Source organism: Natronorubrum texcoconense, assembly GCF_900100335.1.
Taxonomy (GTDB): domain Archaea; phylum Halobacteriota; class Halobacteria; order Halobacteriales; family Natrialbaceae; genus Natronorubrum; species Natronorubrum texcoconense.
The window spans coordinates 905,911-923,084 of sequence record NZ_FNFE01000001.1; the positions used below are offsets into that span (position 1 = coordinate 905,911).

Below are 17,174 nucleotides of genomic sequence, written 5' to 3' on the forward strand. Positions count from 1 at the left end.
TGTACGATAACATATGACACATAATCTCGGCGTTGACGTGGGTGGTACGTTTACGGACGTTATCGTCTTCGACGAAACGACCCACGAAATCACGATAGACAAGGTTCTCTCGACGCCCAGTAATCCATCGGAGGGCGTGGTTCACGGGATCGAGGAGGCAACGGCAAAAGCGAACACATCGGTATCCGAACTTGACCTCCTGTTTCACGGTACGACAGTCGTGACGAACATGCTCTTGGAGGAGACGGGGGCGCGCGTCGGACTCATTACGACTGCTGGGCACGAAGACATCCTCCACTTGGCACGAGCGTGGACGCCCGGCCCACTCTATGGCTGGATGGACATGGAGAAACCGGATCCGCTCGCTGACCTCGTGGATACCCGAGGTATAGCTGGTACGATCAGTTCACCAGATGGGAACGAGACCGAATCGCTCGACGAAGAAGAAATCAGAGATGCCGTCAAGGAACTCGAGGCAGCTGGCGTCGAGTCGCTGACCGTTGCGTTGTTGAACGCGTACCTCAATCCCGAACACGAAGAACGCGTCCGCGAAATTATCGCCGAAGAGGCACCGGAGCTTCCGGTATCGATTTCCTCCGAGATCGTCCCGGAGTACGGTGAGTACGAACGGACGCTGACGACCGTCATCAACGACTACGCACGGCCAACGGTCATCGAGTATCTCGAGGATCTCGACGACTCGCTCGCAGACGGTGATTCGACGGCCACGATGAACGTCGTTCGGTCCGACGGTGGGCTCATGAGTTCGAAAGCCGCCAAGGAGCGGCCGGTCGAACTCGCGCTGTCGGGACCCAGTGGTGGCGTCGTCGGTGCGGCGACCATCGCGTCGAAGAAGGGCGTTCCCGACGTATTGACGCTCGATATGGGTGGGACGTCGACTGACGTGTCACTCGTCGAAGACGGAACCCCTGAGACGACCCGCCAGACGAAGGTCGGCTATCGAGAATTCAAATCTCGATCGGTCGATGTGAACACGGTCGGAGCCGGCGGAGGCTCGATCGCCCGCGTGCAACTGAGCGGATCGTTACAGGTTGGCCCGGAGAGTTCCGGTGCCGACCCCGGGCCGGCGTGTTATGGCTTGGGCGGAGACGAACCGACTGTGACGGACGCGAACGTCGTCCTCGGTCGGATTCCGCCGAGTGTCCAACTCGGCGGCCGGATGGAACTCGATAGAGAGGCAGCCCACGATGCTGTGGCGACAGTCGCCGACGAGCGTGGGACTTCGGTCGAGGAGGCCGCTCAAGCGATCCTCGACATCGTCAACGAGAACATGCACAGCGCACTCCGCGTCGTGTCCGTCGAACAGGGCTACGATCCCCGAGAGTTCGGACTCGTTGCCTTCGGCGGTGCCGGGCCGATGCACGCTAACGCGCTTGCAGATATCATGGACGCCTACCCCCTGATCATCCCACCGGGACCGGGCGTTATGTCGGCGTTTGGTTTCTTGACCTCCGACATCCAAAACGAGTTCTCGGAGACGTATCTGGAGACCGAGGAAGATGTCGACGGCGGGGATGTCTACGAAAAACTGCGGGATCTCGAGGCCGAAGCGACTGACTGGCTTGTCTCCGAAGGCGTCGACGAAACCGACCACGAGTTCGAGTACTTCGCCGAATGTCGCTACTTCCGCCAGGACATCCAGATGTCGATCCCGGTGACGATTGAGAACCTCCGTGGCGAGACAGGGCTCGCAGAAATCAAAGGCGATTTCGAGAGCCGTCACGACCGCCAGTTCGGATTCTCGCTCGATGCACCGCTCGAGATTGCGAATCTCCGCGTCATCGGCAAAGGAACGCTGCAGGGTGTTACTATCGAGGAACAGGAGCTGACAGATGCCGATCCGAGTGCCGCTGAGATCGACGACAACGACGTGTACTTCAGCGGTGACACCTACGAGACGCCGATCTACGATCGCACCGAGTTGCGTCCGGGCAACGAGATCGACGGGCCAGCGATCGTCACCGACGACGATTCGACAGTCGTCCTGCAGCCGGATCACAGTGCGACTATCGACCGCTACGGAAACATCGAGATTAACAGAGGTGAGGGTCAGTGAGCAATTCAACACCAGCGTTCGTCGGCGAGCACGATGTCGATCAGACGACGCTCGATATTATCGAGAGTACGCTTTCGAATACCCGCGAGGAGATGGATCGGGTCGTCGAAACGACGGCGATCAGTCCAGTCATCCGCGAACAGTCCGACCAGTTCCCGCTCATCGCAGATGCGGAGGGACGAATGGTCATGGGCCAGTTCGGTTCGGCGATTGACACCATCCTCGAGAACTCGCCGTTCGAGCGCGAGGACCTCGAGGACGGCGACGTGATCGCGACCAACGATCCCTACATGTGTGCCGGTGCCGTCTCGCACACGCCGGACATGCTCCTGTTGCGCCCGATCTTCTACGAGGACGACCTCGTGGGCTTCTCGAGCCAGTGGGGCAACCTGATGGACGTCGGCGGGAAGACCCCCGGCAGCATGCCCGTACAGGCGAGTACGATCTTCGAAGAGGGGATGCGACTGCCGCCGGTCAAACTCTACAAGCAAGGTGAGATCGACAGCGAACTGCTCCGCTCGTTCGCCCACAACACGCGGCTCCCCGAGCACGCAGAAGCCGACATCAAAGCGTTAGCTGCAGGGACGAAGGCCGCGGAGACTCGCGTTCACGAACTCTGTGATCGCTTCGGCAAGGAAACGTACGTGGAAGCCTGCGATGCTATCCTCGACCGCACCCGGGACGGGATGGTCGACCTCATTCACGAGTTCATTCCTGAGGGCGAACGCTACACCTTCGAAGATTACGTCGACGACGACGGGATGGGCAACGGCCCGATCAAACTCCACCTCGAGATCTACCGGGAGGGAGAAACGGTCTATCTCGACTGGACCGGTACGGACGAGCAGGTGCCGGGCACGGTGAACTTCCTACTGAACGAGAAGATGTTCAAAATGTTCACCGGGGTCTTCCTCATCATGGCGTTTGACCCGTTGCTCACGTTCAACGACGGCTACTACGATCTCTTCGAAGTGACCCTGCCCGAAGGGTCGGTTATCCAGCCGGAGTTCCCAGCACCGCTGGGGAATCGCCTGCCGCTTATGGCCCGGCAGTTCGACGTTCTGCAGGCGACCTTCTCGAAACTCATCGACGGATTTTCCGTGGCGGGCAGCTACGGGACGTCGCCGAATCTCGTTTACGCAGGAACGGACTCGGACGGAAACGAATTCCAGATGCTCGAAATTCTCTACGGCGGTATTCCGGCCCGGCCGGGCGGTGACGGACTCGACGGTCACTCGTGGTGGCCGCTGTTCCGGACGGTCCCCGCCGAGTATCAGGAAGCCTACTACCCGCTAACGATCGACGAGTACAGCACCCGCGCTGATACTGGCGGTGCCGGCGAGTTCCGCGGCGGTCACGGGATTACGAAGGTATACACTTTCGAGGAAGACGGTGCGATCACGTTCCAAGACGACCGTGCACACACGTATCCGTGGGGCGTCGATGGCGGCAAGCACGCCCAAACGAGCGAGAAGAAACTGATTCGGGCCGATGGGACCGAAGCAGAGCTCCCATCGAAAGTCGAAAACGTGGTCGTAGCGGCAGGTGACAAACTCGTCTTCAGCACCGCTGGTGGCGGTGGACTCGGAGATCCGCTCGAGCGCGAGGCTGCCGTCGTCGCCGAAGAAGTCGAACGCGGACTTCTCACCGAAACGGCTGCCCGATCGGACTTCGGCGTTGTCCTCACCGAGGACGGCACCGTCGACGAGGCAGCCACTGACGACCAACGCGATGAGATTCGGGCGAACCGTGACGGTCTCCAGAAGTTCGATTACGGTCCGTTACCGGACGACGAAACGCTCGAAGCACGTATCGCCGACGAGCGCCGGGCGTTCGAGAATCGAAACAACTGAGCAACGGACGAATACGATCAACCTACCACATCATGGATTGGCCAACCGACATTGACGCCGGCTACGACGAGGACGACTTCGGGAAGAGCGTCGGCCTCGGCGACCGGCCCGCACTACTAGTTATCGATCTGATAAACGCCTTCACCGATCCCGATACCAGTCTCGGATCGGATGTTACCGACGTGCTCGAACAGACCGACCGCCTGCTCGAGTGCTTCCGGGAGCACGATCTGCCCCGGTATTTCACGACCGTAGCGTTCGAAGAGTCCTACGGCGATGCCGGACGATTCATCGAGAAGGTACCCGCATTGCGAGAGTTGCAACTCGGAACCGAGGCGGTCGAAGTGGACGATCGGATTGCACCCGTAGGTGACGAGCGAGTCATCCTGAAAAAGTACGCGAGTGCATTCTTCGGAACGGATCTGCAAACGGAGCTAACGACACAGGGTGTAGATACGCTCGTTCTCGCTGGCGTTACGACGAGTGGCTGTATCCGAGCAACGGCCGTCGATAGTCTCCAGCACGGCTACCGCACCATCGTTCCGGCCGACGCGGTCGGTGACCGCGCTGACGGACCACACCTAGCGAATCTCTACGATATCGACGCGAAATACGGTGACGTCGTGACAACTGATAGCGTACTCGAACACCTCTCAACCAATGCATAACCACGCCGACAACGACCGATCTCCATCGACACCGACTTCCACGGCTGCGCCGAGTGATTCGCTATGACTGACGCCGGTGCAACACTGCGAGAGCGCCTCGAGCGTGACGAACTACTGACCTGTCCCGGTGTCCACGACCCGCTCACGGCCGGCGTTGCCGACGCCATAGGCTTCGACGCCATCTACATGACCGGATACGGGACATCACTCTCGAAAACCGGCTATCCCGATGCCGGTTTCATCACGATGCCGGAGATGATCGACAACGCCGCGAACATTCAGGAGCGGATCGATGTCCCACTCATCGCCGATTCAGACAACGGGTACGGCAACGCGACGAACGTCGTCCGAACCGTTCGGGAGTACATCAAAGCTGGCGTTGGCGCCATCCACATCGAAGACCAAACGTTCCCGAAGCGGTGTGGGCATACAAAAGGACGACAGGTCATCCCACGAGAGGAAGCAGTCGGAAAGATCGAAGCCGCCGCCGACGTCCGAGACGACCGTGCTGAGGACTTCGTTCTCATCGCCCGGACTGATGCCCGTGGCACCGGTGATGGCTCGCTCGACGAGGCGATCAGTCGTGTGAACGATTTCCTTGAAGTTGGCGCTGATATTGCGTTCGTCGAGGGGCCAACCGACGAGTCAGAACTCGAGCGCATCGGCCGTGAAGTCGACGGACCAATCATCTACAACTTCGTCGGCGATCTTGGCTCCTCGCCGTACGTCGATCTCTCGTCGCTTGAGGAGTGGGGGTTCGACCTCGTTATATTCCCTATTGCCGCAACACTATCGACCATCGCAAACGTCCACGCCGACCTAAGCGCTTTCGCCGAGGATCCAGTGGCGGCGATGCGGGATATCGATGACGAGTTCAACGAACAACCGGTCGGAAGCCTCCACGAGTTCGCCGGATTCCCTGAAGTCATTGAATGGGAGCGACGGTATCTTCCTGATGACGAGCAGAACAAATACGACGGCTCGTTAGGTGATGACCCGGAGACTGAGTGAGAGTTATCACTCAACAGGGTTCTCTATCAGTTGACAATGCCTTTTTCACCCAGAGTGAAATATGGAATCTGCGTTTGGGCCACAATTAGTATGGCCGTTCTCACAGAAATGTAAGGAGGAAGCCCACGACTTCAGTCGTGAGAGGAATCCGACAAGGCCCGATTGTACTCCTCTACAGGTAGTACTTCCTGGACATCAATACATTCACTATCAAAGTGGTTGTTCATAGTTAGTGGTTGATTCTTCAAAAACGACGACGAGAATAGCGATACTATTGGTTAGGTAGTGAGCTAGCTCGCGCTACTATACATAACCTCCTCGAGGTCGTCGAAGACGAGATACTTCTGTTCGTCACTACGTGCTGTGAGTAGCAGGTCGGTGTCGTACTCCTCACCCTCGAGGGTGGCACTATCGACAGTCGCACTGACGACTATCTGATGATAGTCGTTTTCGAGATTGACGCTGACACACTCATTTTCGTAGTGATATTGGTGATAGAGTGACATCACAGTGTACTCCGCCATCGGCACCGACGCTTCGTCGTCAGTTCCAGCGGTATCTCTACGCCAGAGGAATGCGAGGATTTGGTCGCCCTCTGTGATTGGCGTCTCTCGGTCGTATTCAGCTGATCCGCCTCGTAGCATGGATAGATGAACACACCGATCGCATGTCTTCTCTCCGTGATCAGTGACTACCGGTTCGCCTGAGATCTGTTGCTCCGCTCGCTCGAGTTCAGTACTCATGATTCCACCGACCCGCTTTCTGGGTCCAGTTCTTCGTTGTGTTCAGAAGTCGTTTCCTCTCGGCTTTCGCCGTCTTTATGCGATCAACGGTGATTAGGTGATTTTGTGCGGTCATGATATCGACTCGGCATTGCCCTTGATGTCCGCACGGTGAGGTCATGATCACCGTTTTAGGGACGGTGATCAGCCCCTCGCAACTTTTCGGAGTCGACCTCCGCATAGCCGCGGCATCGACCAAGGGTAGTTCGATTCGGTTAGGGCTCGAACATAAAGATTCCCCATACCCCCACGTGGGTTCCGACGTCTCGAAGGTCCCCTACCCACTCCCAATTATCTGGCAAGAACACCAGATTAGATCGCGACTGTCACCTCTATGTGAATACCCGCCTCTAAATCATCCAGATAGGAACGGATTCCAATCCACGGAACTGTCTCATATGAAGTTGGTCACAGCTTCTATTGGATTGTGTTGGAGAGTAACCCTGTGTGCTGATTAGTCTATTCAGAAATGAGTTGATTCTCACTCCGATAGACCATTTGCATCGGTAGCCCCTTCGCATCGGTCTGTGGATCTGATGGGAGTCGGTGAAACTCCCTATTTGGCGCACAGGCTGTGAGTGCAAGCGCACATGCATCCAGCACGTCATCGAGACCGACTCTGTGGCCCTCTCGTCCAAGTTCTTGAGCCACTGTCCGCCAGTCTCCCTGCGTATATTCAGGTACGTCCCTGAGTACAGCCAATCGTTCTGCAACTCCGGATGCGGTATGTTTGCTGTGTTCAAGCGGCGTGCCTTTCAGTGCACGAAAACACACTTCTGGATGCCCTTCAATCAGAACCTCTCGGTCGCCATCGCCTAAGAGTAGGTTTTCCACCTCCACAATTCCTTCTGAGATACCGGCTGCCTGTTGCGTTAGCCGTTTTCCAGTCAGTTCTTCGTTCGTATCGCCTATTTCGCTATGATCAGCACCAGCTGCAGCTAACTTCGAAGCCTCTCGTGCCGGCGCAGTAAACACCGACCTGTATTGCGACCCGATGACCTTCCTAGCGAGGGCGTCACAGTGCCGAGAAAGTTCTCCGTCTTCTTCGACGCACGAACACGCATCTGATTCGAGCGACTCACAGAGTCCGATTGGGACATCGACAACGATCCGGCATGCAGATGTACCGTAGTGATCCCAAACACCCGTGATCTCCTCGAATACCTCTACCGATGGGGGGTCCGACCCGTCTGTATATGCTATAGAAACCCACTCGCCGGACGACCAGTCAACCCCAACGTACTGTGTACACATCTGTGACTCGACTTTATGGCTAACTGACTTGTATCTATGGTAGCGCAACCAAGCTCATCCGTCTCATTACGGATCCGGATTAGAACCCACTGCGAAGGCGGCGGGACATAGTTCCAAGCATTAGTCTCTCTGCAAATATTTCCCGTCACGTTACATATTCAAGGCGTTGAAGTCTGGATCATCAGGTACGGTGTTCCCGGTCGAGGTGTGTAGAACGAGATTGTTCCGAATTGAATCGGCAGAGACCCAAACGAGACCCAGTCGTTCGATGCCTCGAAAATCCCCTGCTGGATGACCATCAACTCAAGCGGTGGCGCGATCAACGCGGTCATAGCGCCCAATTCAGCTGTAACCTCTCCCATGAGCAATACGGCCATCCCAGCCCACACGAGGACACCAGAAACAACCACTGAGGGTCGAGCGGTCAGCACCCATATCGCAGCAAGAATCAGGAGCGCTCCGAGTCCTCCGCCATTGAAACACGCTGTCAAGGCGTCTTCGAAACGGTCGATGAGATTGAGACCACCGATCAAAAACAAGCGATTGACGAGCTTATCAACCGGGCTGAGAACGCTATCGACACTGGTGACGCCGTCTACCTCGAGGCCGATTCTAACGTCGCCTAACAGCACTACGAAGAAGCACTGGAAGCGTTGGAAGCGGCCAGAGTAGTAGCAACCGAATTGGATTTTGCTCGTCGGTCAATTCGCACGTGTAGTGTGTGGTACATTCATACAAGGAATTATATAAATAAGAGTGTTTCAACAGAGTCAATATTTTATGCAACTAACCGGTATTCACTCCTGCCTCAAACTGTACCGTATTTGCTGGTTTTATTCACGCTATAGTTATTAGGGTAATGAGATTTGAGGAAACGCAATCACAGAGATACTGACTGTACCGAAGCTCAAATCCGACGTCAAAACAGGTGGTATAGATTACTATAAAAGAAAATAGCAGTTCAGAAATCGCTGAACCACCGTCAATTATATACAAGTACACCAACGATCAGGTGTAAGAGCATGTCGACACTACTTGTTCAATCCTGCTCGAAATCCAAAAAACAGACGCCTGAACCCATTTCTGCACTCGATTTGTACTCAGGCTACTTCTTCAAAATTATAAAAAAGTCGAGAAGAGAGGGGACAGTGAACTCTGATATAGATATAGGAATTTTGTCTGCAAAATATGGATTCGTCAAAGCTAATGAAAAAATATCGGCATATGACCGCAAAATGGATACTCAGCGTGCGACAGAACTTGGGCCGACAATGAGGCAGCAGCTACACCAATATATATCTAACATGGGATATGAACGGGTCGTAATCAATGCTGGTAAAGAATATCGTAAAGCGATTGACGGGTTCGACAATGATCTATCTGTCAATACGTACCACGTATGTGGTGATGGACTTGGCCTAAAAGGGCAATCATTGAAACAATTCCTGAGAGGAAATGAATCGGGTATCAAGAGAGCAAACTAATGTCTAAGTCAATTATATCACCTGTCGATTTCGAAGTGACGTCGACAGCTGGCGATGCTCGAGCAGGGTTACTCTCGGTTGGAGAGACGGTTATTCAGACGCCAAATCTATTTCCTGTATTGAATTTTTACGGTGGTGGCACAATAAACAGCAACTACGGTGGTGGAATTCACCGAACTATCAAAGAGTTCCTGATAGGTCACAGCCGAGTTGACGGTGGTGATTACTCGAGGTTCTTTGATGGGGTGATGACGTCCGTTTCGTCGCTGACTGACTACAATATTACTCGAGAACGGTATGACGACTATGTTTCCCAGCCTGTCAAAGAACGCGACCTCTTCTCACCTTTTTCTGGAGCCTTATTTATCGATTCTGGAGGATTCAAATTCCTCAGTAGCAAGGAACTCGACGGGAGCAATTTCCAAATCGAGATTGATCAAAAGAAGGTCTACGAGATTCAGCAGAAGATGGGTGCAGATATAATTGTCAACCTTGACCGACCGATTGCACCCGATGATACGCACAAACAACGTATCGAGAAAGCTCAGCAAACCGGGGCGAACATCGCAAAGTTCCTCGAATTATCGTCTGACTTCCACGGTGCCCGATATCTAACACTTCATGGTTACAACTATTCCATGATGGATGAGTTTCTCACTGAGATCACCCGCTATACGAGCGCTGAAACGCTTCGGTCAGCTTTTGATGGAATTGCCTTAGGGAGTCTCGTTCCGAAAAAAGATGACCGGAACGCACTCATTGACGCCGTTATCGACTGTCGTGCTGTTCTCAAAGATTGGGGGTTCAAGGAACTACCGCTCCACGTTCTTGGAATCTCGAGCCGGGCGATCCCGCTTCTCGTCGCACTTGGAGTGGATACCTTCGACTCATCAACATACCTCCAAACCGCCATAAACGGTGGATATTGTACGTCATTGATGGAGACGGTAGACGTTTCCGAGGCAAATCCCGAACAGTGTGACTGTCCTGTCTGCTCATCAGAGCATCTGAAAGAGTGGATGAGAGGAAATGCACCCTATCAGAAAGACATGCTAGGGGCGGTTGCGATGCACAACTTAATAGTTCAAAAGCGAGCAATCTTTGAAATACGTGACCGAGTCAGACGTGGTGAAACTGAACCGCTAATTGAATACATCGAATCAACCGTGGCGCAGGATAAACCAACGCGAGACCACGCGCACCGTGTTGTCAACCACTCACTTGGAGGGTACTTCTAATGAAAAAGAATCCGAAAGTTAACGAGGTTAATGAATTTCTCGAGATTGCCAGCGACTTCGAAGACCCACTCGAGGTGATCCGGGAATCACTATCGAACGCTTACGACGCGAATGCATCAACCATCGAAATTGAAATCAGAAGCCGTGAAATGGGCTCTGATATCATCATCGACGACGATGGCGACGGAATGACCTTGCGTGATCTCGAGTCGTTTTTTGATTTAGGGAACTCACGAAAGACGGATTCGATCGGGTACAAGGGCCACGGTACGAAGATATTCTACAAGAGCGATCGCATCGTTGTTAATACTGCTTCTGATGAGGCGAATCTCCGCGCAGAGATGGACGAACCTTGGAAGAAGCTCAACCAAAGAGAGCTTCCACAGTATGAGGTGACCGAAACACCAGTTAGGAAAGGGAACTCCGGGACGAGGATTCGAATCCGAAACTTTCGATCCGGACAAGGGTTCGATCCGGAATCGCTCACCTATAACAAAATTGAACATTATCTGAAGTGGAAAACGATCGCCGGATCAACGGCGTATCTGTTCGATGACGAGGACCGGGAGATGAACATCACAGTAAAGTTGGGTGACGAAATCGACGATTCCAGATCCAAACTAGAAACGACGACTCGGTTCGAATTCCCCGAGGAACAACTTGACCCCGACACGTCTTCGGAATTCCCAGCCGAGAGGATGTGTAAGCACTACGAGCCGACCGAAGTTGAGGTGGAACACGATGGTGGCACAGCGACATTACAGATAGTCGGCATGGTTGGTGGGAAGGCCGCCCGAAACGAACTGCCGACTTACGGTAAGCACTCCGCACAGTTTGGTGTCTGGCTGGCGAAAGATCACATCAAGGTCGAGCGCCTGAATGAAGCGATTTCACACGACAACGAGTTCCTTCATTTCTTCTTCGTTGTCAACTGTCAGGATATCGAACTCTCAGCAAACCGGGAGTCGATTCGGAACAAATCCAGTTCTGTGTACCAGCGGCTCACAGAGGAGGCCGAATACTATCTTTCGAAGGTTACCCAGGATCCGTGGTTCAAAGAGTACCTCGAGGTTCGTCGAGATGCCGAAATCAAGCGTCGTGCCCGAAACCGCCGGAGTTCATTGAAGGAACGTCGAGAACGCGTCGAATCAGGGCAATCGCTCGACCCAACCAATCGAACGGAGGTCCTGCTCGCACTCGAGCGCTTCAACGGTAAATCGGATGCTTCGACGATTATTGTCGAGGATTTCGAACCCAGCGCCGATGTTCATGCAATAGTGAGACAAGGTGGTAAACTCAGAAACGCAGCTGTACATCATTCTCTAACGGATCACTTTGAGGATGATCTCACATTCGAAGAAGTTAATCTCATCATCTGCTGGGAGTATGGCGACCCCACAACGCTGCGTGAATATGAACGAACGGGTTATCTTGGTGGCGAGATTGAATTTCAACTCGAAAGTAACGGGCTCGTTTACGAAGACGACGGACAGTCTTTCATCGAAATCCTCTGTCTGAATCAGGAGTCCGATGAAGTGACGCGGCAAGCGGTCATCAGCGACTGAGTCGACAAATAAATTCGTTCGAGAACTCTTATGCGGGTACAGCGAAGTAGACGCACTCTACTCCCGATCATGACGGAACAAGAAACCGCGCCGCTTTCTGTTTAGAAATCAGAACAGTGGATGTCGAGCTCTGTTTCAAGATACGCTTCGATACTTTCGTATTCGTTCTCGATGATCTCACAGAGTTCGCGGTTGAGAGAGAAGCCTCCTCGAGTGATGTTTGCAGACCCCATGTACACGTATTCGTTACAGATCACGGCTTTCGCATGGAGGTCGTCGAGTTCGATGAGGGTAATATGATCAGGCAGTCTGCGACGAAGATAGTTGTTGTGTGATTCACCCTTCTTAACGATGATCATCACCTCCGTTTCTGGTAGCTGGTGGAGTGCCTTGGATAGACGAAGCGTACGGTCTTCGAGAGCGTTCGTCACCGGGAACTTGAGTTCAACATCGCTCATCCACGGCGAAACGATTGCGACCCGTCGGGCATGGACGAGCGTGTACCCGATGAAATACGCGAGGCTGTTAGAAGTCAATGAAAACGCTTGTACCATCTATCTCACCTGCGGGCGGAAGCTCTCGGTCGAACATAGCGCTGGTAGCGTTTTCAGAGGGGACTGTAGTAAGGATGAAATCACGGAGTGCCTCGAGCACCACATAGCTTAACGAGTCATTCTGATCGTGCCCGGAAATACATTCCGAGAGATGGAGGTTCTCGACGCAGCCATCGATGTCCGGCGAATAGAACATCGTCTCGACGCGATCGAGGTCATCGATATCAATCTTAAGTGCCGATACTTCACCCTCTGGGAATTCGTCTGCACCGTCAACCTGCTCACGAGCGACGACGTGTTTAGTTCGGATTGCTTCGTCCAGCGTTACACCTTCATCAGTCTTGAACTGACGACAGCGATCGACGGTCGAAATGATTTCCTCCTCGACGCGGTCGATGACGTCGTCGTAGAGTACTTCGAGGTGAGATTCGATTAGGCCCCGTATCCGATCGTCCGCAGTACTTTCAGCGAGAACTTCGTCGACGAAGTCTTCATCTGCCCATAGCCGCTCGGCGATCACCTGTTCGTTGTACGTGAGCCGGGCAATTGCCTCGAGGACGGAACCGGGATCGGTCCGTAGTTCTTCATACACTAAATCAACAATCCCTTGGCCGCCTTCCGATCGTTCAAAGACGTAGACCTCGCCTTTCTCTTCGTCGAAGCCGTAGAGCAGCATTGTGGTATTGACGCTGCTCACGTCTGCAGTCAGCTGTAAGAAGAAGTGAGCGGCCGTGTGATAGAGCAGGTGGTGGTAATCAACTTCGGCGAGATCCTTGTACTGTGCCACCTCAGCGCGAAGATTGTCCTCGATACTCGCGAGGAACGGTTGGATGTCGAAGACGAGGCCTCTCGTTTCGAGTTGGAAGCCAAGTGGTGTGTCCGGGCTCGAGATTTCACGTTGGAAGCGGTCTCTCGAACTATCGAAATGATAGCCGATGTCCGGACCCATCGGCTTTGCAGGTTTGATATCCAGTGTTACTCCAGCGAGTTCGATCGCGGCCGTGAAATCTGCGAGCGTCAACGTGCCCGTGGACTCCTCTGTAATCCGTTCCGTGACTCGAGTGTTGACGTTTGCGGTCGAGTGGATCTTTCCGTATGCGCGATCGTCGTGGCGGAGACACGAATCGAGGTCAGTGAGGATCTGGAGGCACTCGGGACAGTACCGGACGATGTTGAGTGCTCGATCGCCCGTGAGATCAGTGATTTCGCTCGTCCGTATCGTCTCCGGAACAAGCATTCCGTCCCGCTCTTCTCCCGAAATATCTTTCTTGAATTCAAATTCTACCCCATCTTCGGTCACCCTCGTTCGTGGCAAGAACGCTTGCATTACACCTGAGTCAGACTGGTACTCGCTTCTGTACGGAGCATGCGTGCTTACCAGCTGGTCAATTGACTCTTCAGTCCCTTCACGGTCGTTCTCTCCACGGAAGACGGTAACGTAGCGTCCAGTGTCGCCATAGTAATTGGGTGGAACGTACCAGACGTCCCTGGCGAGTCGATCCCCATCGACTCGTAGATAACGGTCGACGTAGTACGCTGCCCTCAACAGATGTTTTACTGCGAATACACTGAGATACGGTGTGTAGTAGTCGACGTACTCCTCGAGTTCACTCAGCGCGGATTGTAGGTAATAGACACGCCGCTGAGTGCGGTAGAATTCAGCTAGCCTGTCATCGGTGGTGAGCGCGTCGAGTTGATCGACTGCCTGCTGAACCGCCTGCAGTTCATCCATATTCACCGTCGGCACCGATCGATCAGTCGCAGCGTTAGCAGCGGTCCGGAGATGGATGAGGTCACCGGTACAACGGAAGATATCCGCAAGAAGAACGGAAAAGTGTTCTACCCGATCTGAAGGCGGTCCTTCGGCCGACGAGGCTTGCTTACGGATGTTTTCGAGTGTGTTCCGTAGTTCGCGAGCGTTCTCTTCGTAATTAGAATCCCCTGCTTCACGAAGTACTGATTCATACCCTCCGGTTTGACCCAGGAAGGCCTTTACTAGCGTCAGTATCTCCTCTTGAACATCGTCGAGATGTGAATTGATAGCGTCGGATCCCCGGACAATCTCGCCACCATTGACGTCAAAGTAGCCTTCGATATCCTCGAACTCATCTTCAATCTCTCGAACATGTCTCGCGAGGTCCTTGCGAACCTCTTGGACGATTTCTTCCGATAACAGTGATTCACTCGTGACCTCAATATCGAACGCTTCTTCGAAGAAGGCGCTCGGCTCATCGATCATGTGGTAGACGCGATCGAAGCCGAGATCGTCGACGAGATACCCATCGAGAAACGCGAGATGGGACTCACGCTGTGTGATGTACTGGTGACGGTTTTCCCTGACCTCTGAGGCCCGATTGTAGTACTTGCGAAGGCACTCGTGGATCCACTCGACGACGCTATTATCCGTTTTCAGGGGAGTTCGAATCTCGGATCCAAGGAACCGATCGGCTCGATAGAACATGTTGGCATCCCCGGTGAGATTTGAGAGGAAGACGGCGATGTGTGCGTCCATTCCCGGTTCCCTCGCTGCTCTGCCTGCTCGCTGGAGGAACGACGAGAGGTTCCACGGAGTCCGGTACTGGGTGACGATTTTGATCTCCCCGACGTCGATCCCGACCTCCAAGAACGACGTCGATAGAAGGACATCGCTCTCCGATGCCGACTCGGAGTCGAAACCTGCGTCCGAATAGACTGGCATGAACGACAACGGTTCGTCGATGTACGCGTGGTTCATCTGGTCAGCGAGCCATGGCCAGTCGTCGGTCGCTTCTCGATCGGTGTGATACCGCCAGAGTTCGCGATCTCCGTCGGCGTCCTCGAGCTGGATCCGTTTCTGGTTCACCTGCGAGATACTGTCGATGAACCCTAGGAGCTTGCTTCGATCGCCGTTCTCGTCCTCGAGAAGACTGTGGCCCAGCATCATGTGCTGCTGGATGGACATCGGAGCCGCACCGGGGCCATCAGAGTCAGCGAGCAGGAAGTAGTAGTGCTCGCGGTCGTCGTGATCCTCATCGAAGTCGGATGCTGGCGGCTCTTCCGTTACGATGTCGTCGGACGAAACGTCGAACAGACGCTTCCCGAACCGGTTCGCGTTATCGATCGTTGCACTCGATCCCAGCCACAGGATTGGATCGTTGGAAGCGTCGTTTACGTTCTTGATTACATTGGCTGCGTGCGATCCCCGTAGCTGGGTGTAGAGATGAACCTCGTCGAGAACGATCGTGTCGATCAGGTCGACCAGCGGATAATTCGGCTTGAGAGCGAATCCTTCCAGGGACTCGAGGGTCGTGAGGATGATGTTCGGCTGGTTGTTCGAGACGAGTTCTTTTCGGGCGAGAGTTAGGTCTCGGTCAGTGAACGTATGCTCTTCAGGGTGTTGCTCACACCGCAGTTCGTAGGATCTGGAGGAGCCGTGGAATTCTAGTGCGTTCGATCCATCCCCACACCAGCAGTTCGTCAGTCTGAACCGCGGTGGGACCTGCGATTGATCGAAGAACCGTCCGTTTCCGGAAACATCACCGAGCTCGTATGGCTGTTGGCCGACGTAAACACCTGCCGATAGTTCGTCCCCAGTCTCTTCACGAATAGTATGGATGTGCTCGAGGATACGGCCGAGCTGGTCCTGAAGTAGTGCCCGGCTCGGGTAGACGATTGCAACGGAGTCCTGGCGTCCTTCACGAAGGAGTTGATAGAGTGGGCCGAGGAACGCCTCGGTCTTTCCGAAGCCAGTGGGTGCGGAGAAGATTGCGGCTTTGGTCCGACCGTCGTCTCGTTGGGCGCGCTCGAGTTCGTCGACCGTTTGCCAACTGTTCTTTTGGAAGTCTAGTGGATCGAAACCGAAAACCTCGATGATGTCTTTGACGAACTGATCGTTGCCGTCATAGGGAGATGTCTGGCGACGCTTCTGTTGCTGAGAAGCGTATTTGAGTGCGCCCGTGAGGAATGTAGCCTCATCTTGATCAGCATCGAAGAGCTGGCGATTATGGAGAAAAGACTGGATGAGCGGCCGGACTTCGGGATTTAAACGGTTGGGATCAGTATTCCGGTCAATGTGTTGCATGTGGAAATGGGATTGTTATCTCGATGTGTTCAACGTGCATCCATGAACGTTTCCCTCGCTAGCTAACGATGCTTACAATATAGGTGTAGTTTGCATTTTATTATCCGGTCTTATCAATCCGCAAGTTTCAGAACTACCCACAGAGATCAGTAAATATGGGAGAACTTGCAACCCGGTACCAATCATATCTGTGTAATCAGTTTTCTGAATTATATCCCTCATTAGATTGGAAAACAGAACATAGAATTGCAGGTACCCCAGTTGACATTGCTGGTGTTGGAGATGGGATACTCCTTGTTATCGAATTAGAATGGCGCCGTGCCGACCCAGCGGATAACTCTGCCAAGCTTTTCCGACATTTAAGCACTGGACAGGTTGATCAGAATCACGTCACTGTCATCCAAATCTTCACAGGATATTACGATTTGGAGACTGGTGGAGTCTCATCAAAGAGAAAGAATGCAGAGTTCATCGGTCACATTGCAGAGGACGCAATTGATGCACTTTCCTATTACTCCGTTGACTTTGACCCTGAACCGCCAAAGCGAGGTGGCGATTGGGAGGAAGACTGGAAAGCGAGCGCAAAAGAAACTGTGTCTGCCATTTCTGAAAAAATCCGAACGTAAAC

At 53.7% G+C, this 17,174-nt stretch carries 13 protein-coding genes; 8 read left to right on the forward strand and 5 right to left on the reverse strand.

Going from position 1 to position 17,174, the window contains the following annotated elements:
- Positions 1–13 precede the first annotated feature (13 nt).
- The 4 genes from BLT08_RS04315 (at position 14) to BLT08_RS04330 (ending at position 5,609) form a co-directional block, all read left to right on the forward strand.
- The gene (locus BLT08_RS04315) at positions 14–2,077 is read left to right on the forward strand and encodes a hydantoinase/oxoprolinase family protein (protein ID WP_090303531.1); all 2,064 of its coding nucleotides are present in this window, start codon (positions 14–16) and stop codon (positions 2,075–2,077) included.
- Positions 2,074–3,930, forward strand: a complete 1,857-nt coding sequence (locus tag BLT08_RS04320; RefSeq protein ID WP_090303532.1) for a hydantoinase B/oxoprolinase family protein — start codon at positions 2,074–2,076, stop codon at positions 3,928–3,930. Before BLT08_RS04315 ends, BLT08_RS04320 begins: the two co-directional genes overlap by 4 nt.
- 32 nt (positions 3,931–3,962) lie before the next feature.
- Positions 3,963–4,598 carry an isochorismatase family protein gene (locus BLT08_RS04325; RefSeq protein ID WP_090303533.1) on the forward strand — a complete coding sequence of 212 codons (636 nt, stop codon included), beginning with the start codon at positions 3,963–3,965 and terminating at the stop codon, positions 4,596–4,598.
- A 63-nt stretch (positions 4,599–4,661) separates the two neighbouring features.
- Positions 4,662–5,609, forward strand: a complete 948-nt coding sequence (locus tag BLT08_RS04330) for an isocitrate lyase/PEP mutase family protein (RefSeq protein WP_090303534.1) — start codon at positions 4,662–4,664, stop codon at positions 5,607–5,609.
- Positions 5,610–5,899: 290 nt separating this feature from the next.
- Here BLT08_RS04330 and BLT08_RS22450 read toward each other — a convergent pair whose 3' ends face one another.
- From BLT08_RS22450 to BLT08_RS04345, 3 genes are all read right to left on the reverse strand, one after another.
- Entirely contained in the window at positions 5,900–6,352 is a 453-nt protein-coding gene (locus BLT08_RS22450; RefSeq protein WP_139171264.1) for a hypothetical protein, read from the reverse strand.
- Positions 6,353–6,850: 498 nt separating this feature from the next.
- Positions 6,851–7,645 carry a DUF429 domain-containing protein gene (locus BLT08_RS04340; RefSeq protein WP_090303536.1) on the reverse strand — a complete coding sequence of 265 codons (795 nt, stop codon included), beginning with the start codon at positions 7,643–7,645 and terminating at the stop codon, positions 6,851–6,853.
- Between the two features lie 158 nt (positions 7,646–7,803).
- A complete protein-coding gene (locus BLT08_RS04345; RefSeq protein ID WP_090303537.1) occupies positions 7,804–8,277 on the reverse strand; it encodes a hypothetical protein in 474 nt (157 codons plus the stop codon).
- A 390-nt stretch (positions 8,278–8,667) separates the two neighbouring features.
- On the opposite strand from BLT08_RS04345, the gene BLT08_RS22455 reads away from it, so the two are divergent.
- The 3 genes from BLT08_RS22455 to BLT08_RS04355 are packed head-to-tail and all read left to right on the forward strand — an operon-like array spanning position 8,668 to position 11,932.
- A complete protein-coding gene (locus tag BLT08_RS22455; protein WP_139171265.1) occupies positions 8,668–9,129 on the forward strand; it encodes a DUF6884 domain-containing protein in 462 nt (153 codons plus the stop codon).
- A complete protein-coding gene (locus tag BLT08_RS04350; RefSeq protein ID WP_217636365.1) occupies positions 9,129–10,367 on the forward strand; it encodes a tRNA-guanine transglycosylase in 1,239 nt (412 codons plus the stop codon). Before BLT08_RS22455 ends, BLT08_RS04350 begins: the two co-directional genes overlap by 1 nt.
- The gene (locus BLT08_RS04355) at positions 10,367–11,932 is read left to right on the forward strand and encodes an ATP-binding protein (RefSeq protein ID WP_090303539.1); all 1,566 of its coding nucleotides are present in this window, start codon (positions 10,367–10,369) and stop codon (positions 11,930–11,932) included. The genes BLT08_RS04350 and BLT08_RS04355 overlap by 1 nt, the downstream gene beginning before the upstream one ends.
- Before the next feature lie 101 nt (positions 11,933–12,033).
- Here BLT08_RS04355 and BLT08_RS04360 read toward each other — a convergent pair whose 3' ends face one another.
- Entirely contained in the window at positions 12,034–12,486 is a 453-nt protein-coding gene (locus BLT08_RS04360) for a phospholipase D-like domain-containing protein (protein WP_090303540.1), read from the reverse strand.
- Positions 12,458–16,546, reverse strand: a complete 4,089-nt coding sequence (locus tag BLT08_RS04365) for a DEAD/DEAH box helicase (RefSeq protein WP_090303541.1) — start codon at positions 16,544–16,546, stop codon at positions 12,458–12,460. The genes BLT08_RS04360 and BLT08_RS04365 overlap by 29 nt, the downstream gene beginning before the upstream one ends.
- Positions 16,547–16,701: 155 nt before the next feature.
- On the opposite strand from BLT08_RS04365, the gene BLT08_RS04370 reads away from it, so the two are divergent.
- The gene (locus BLT08_RS04370; RefSeq protein WP_090303542.1) at positions 16,702–17,172 is read left to right on the forward strand and encodes a hypothetical protein; all 471 of its coding nucleotides are present in this window, start codon (positions 16,702–16,704) and stop codon (positions 17,170–17,172) included.
- Positions 17,173–17,174 lie beyond the last annotated feature (2 nt).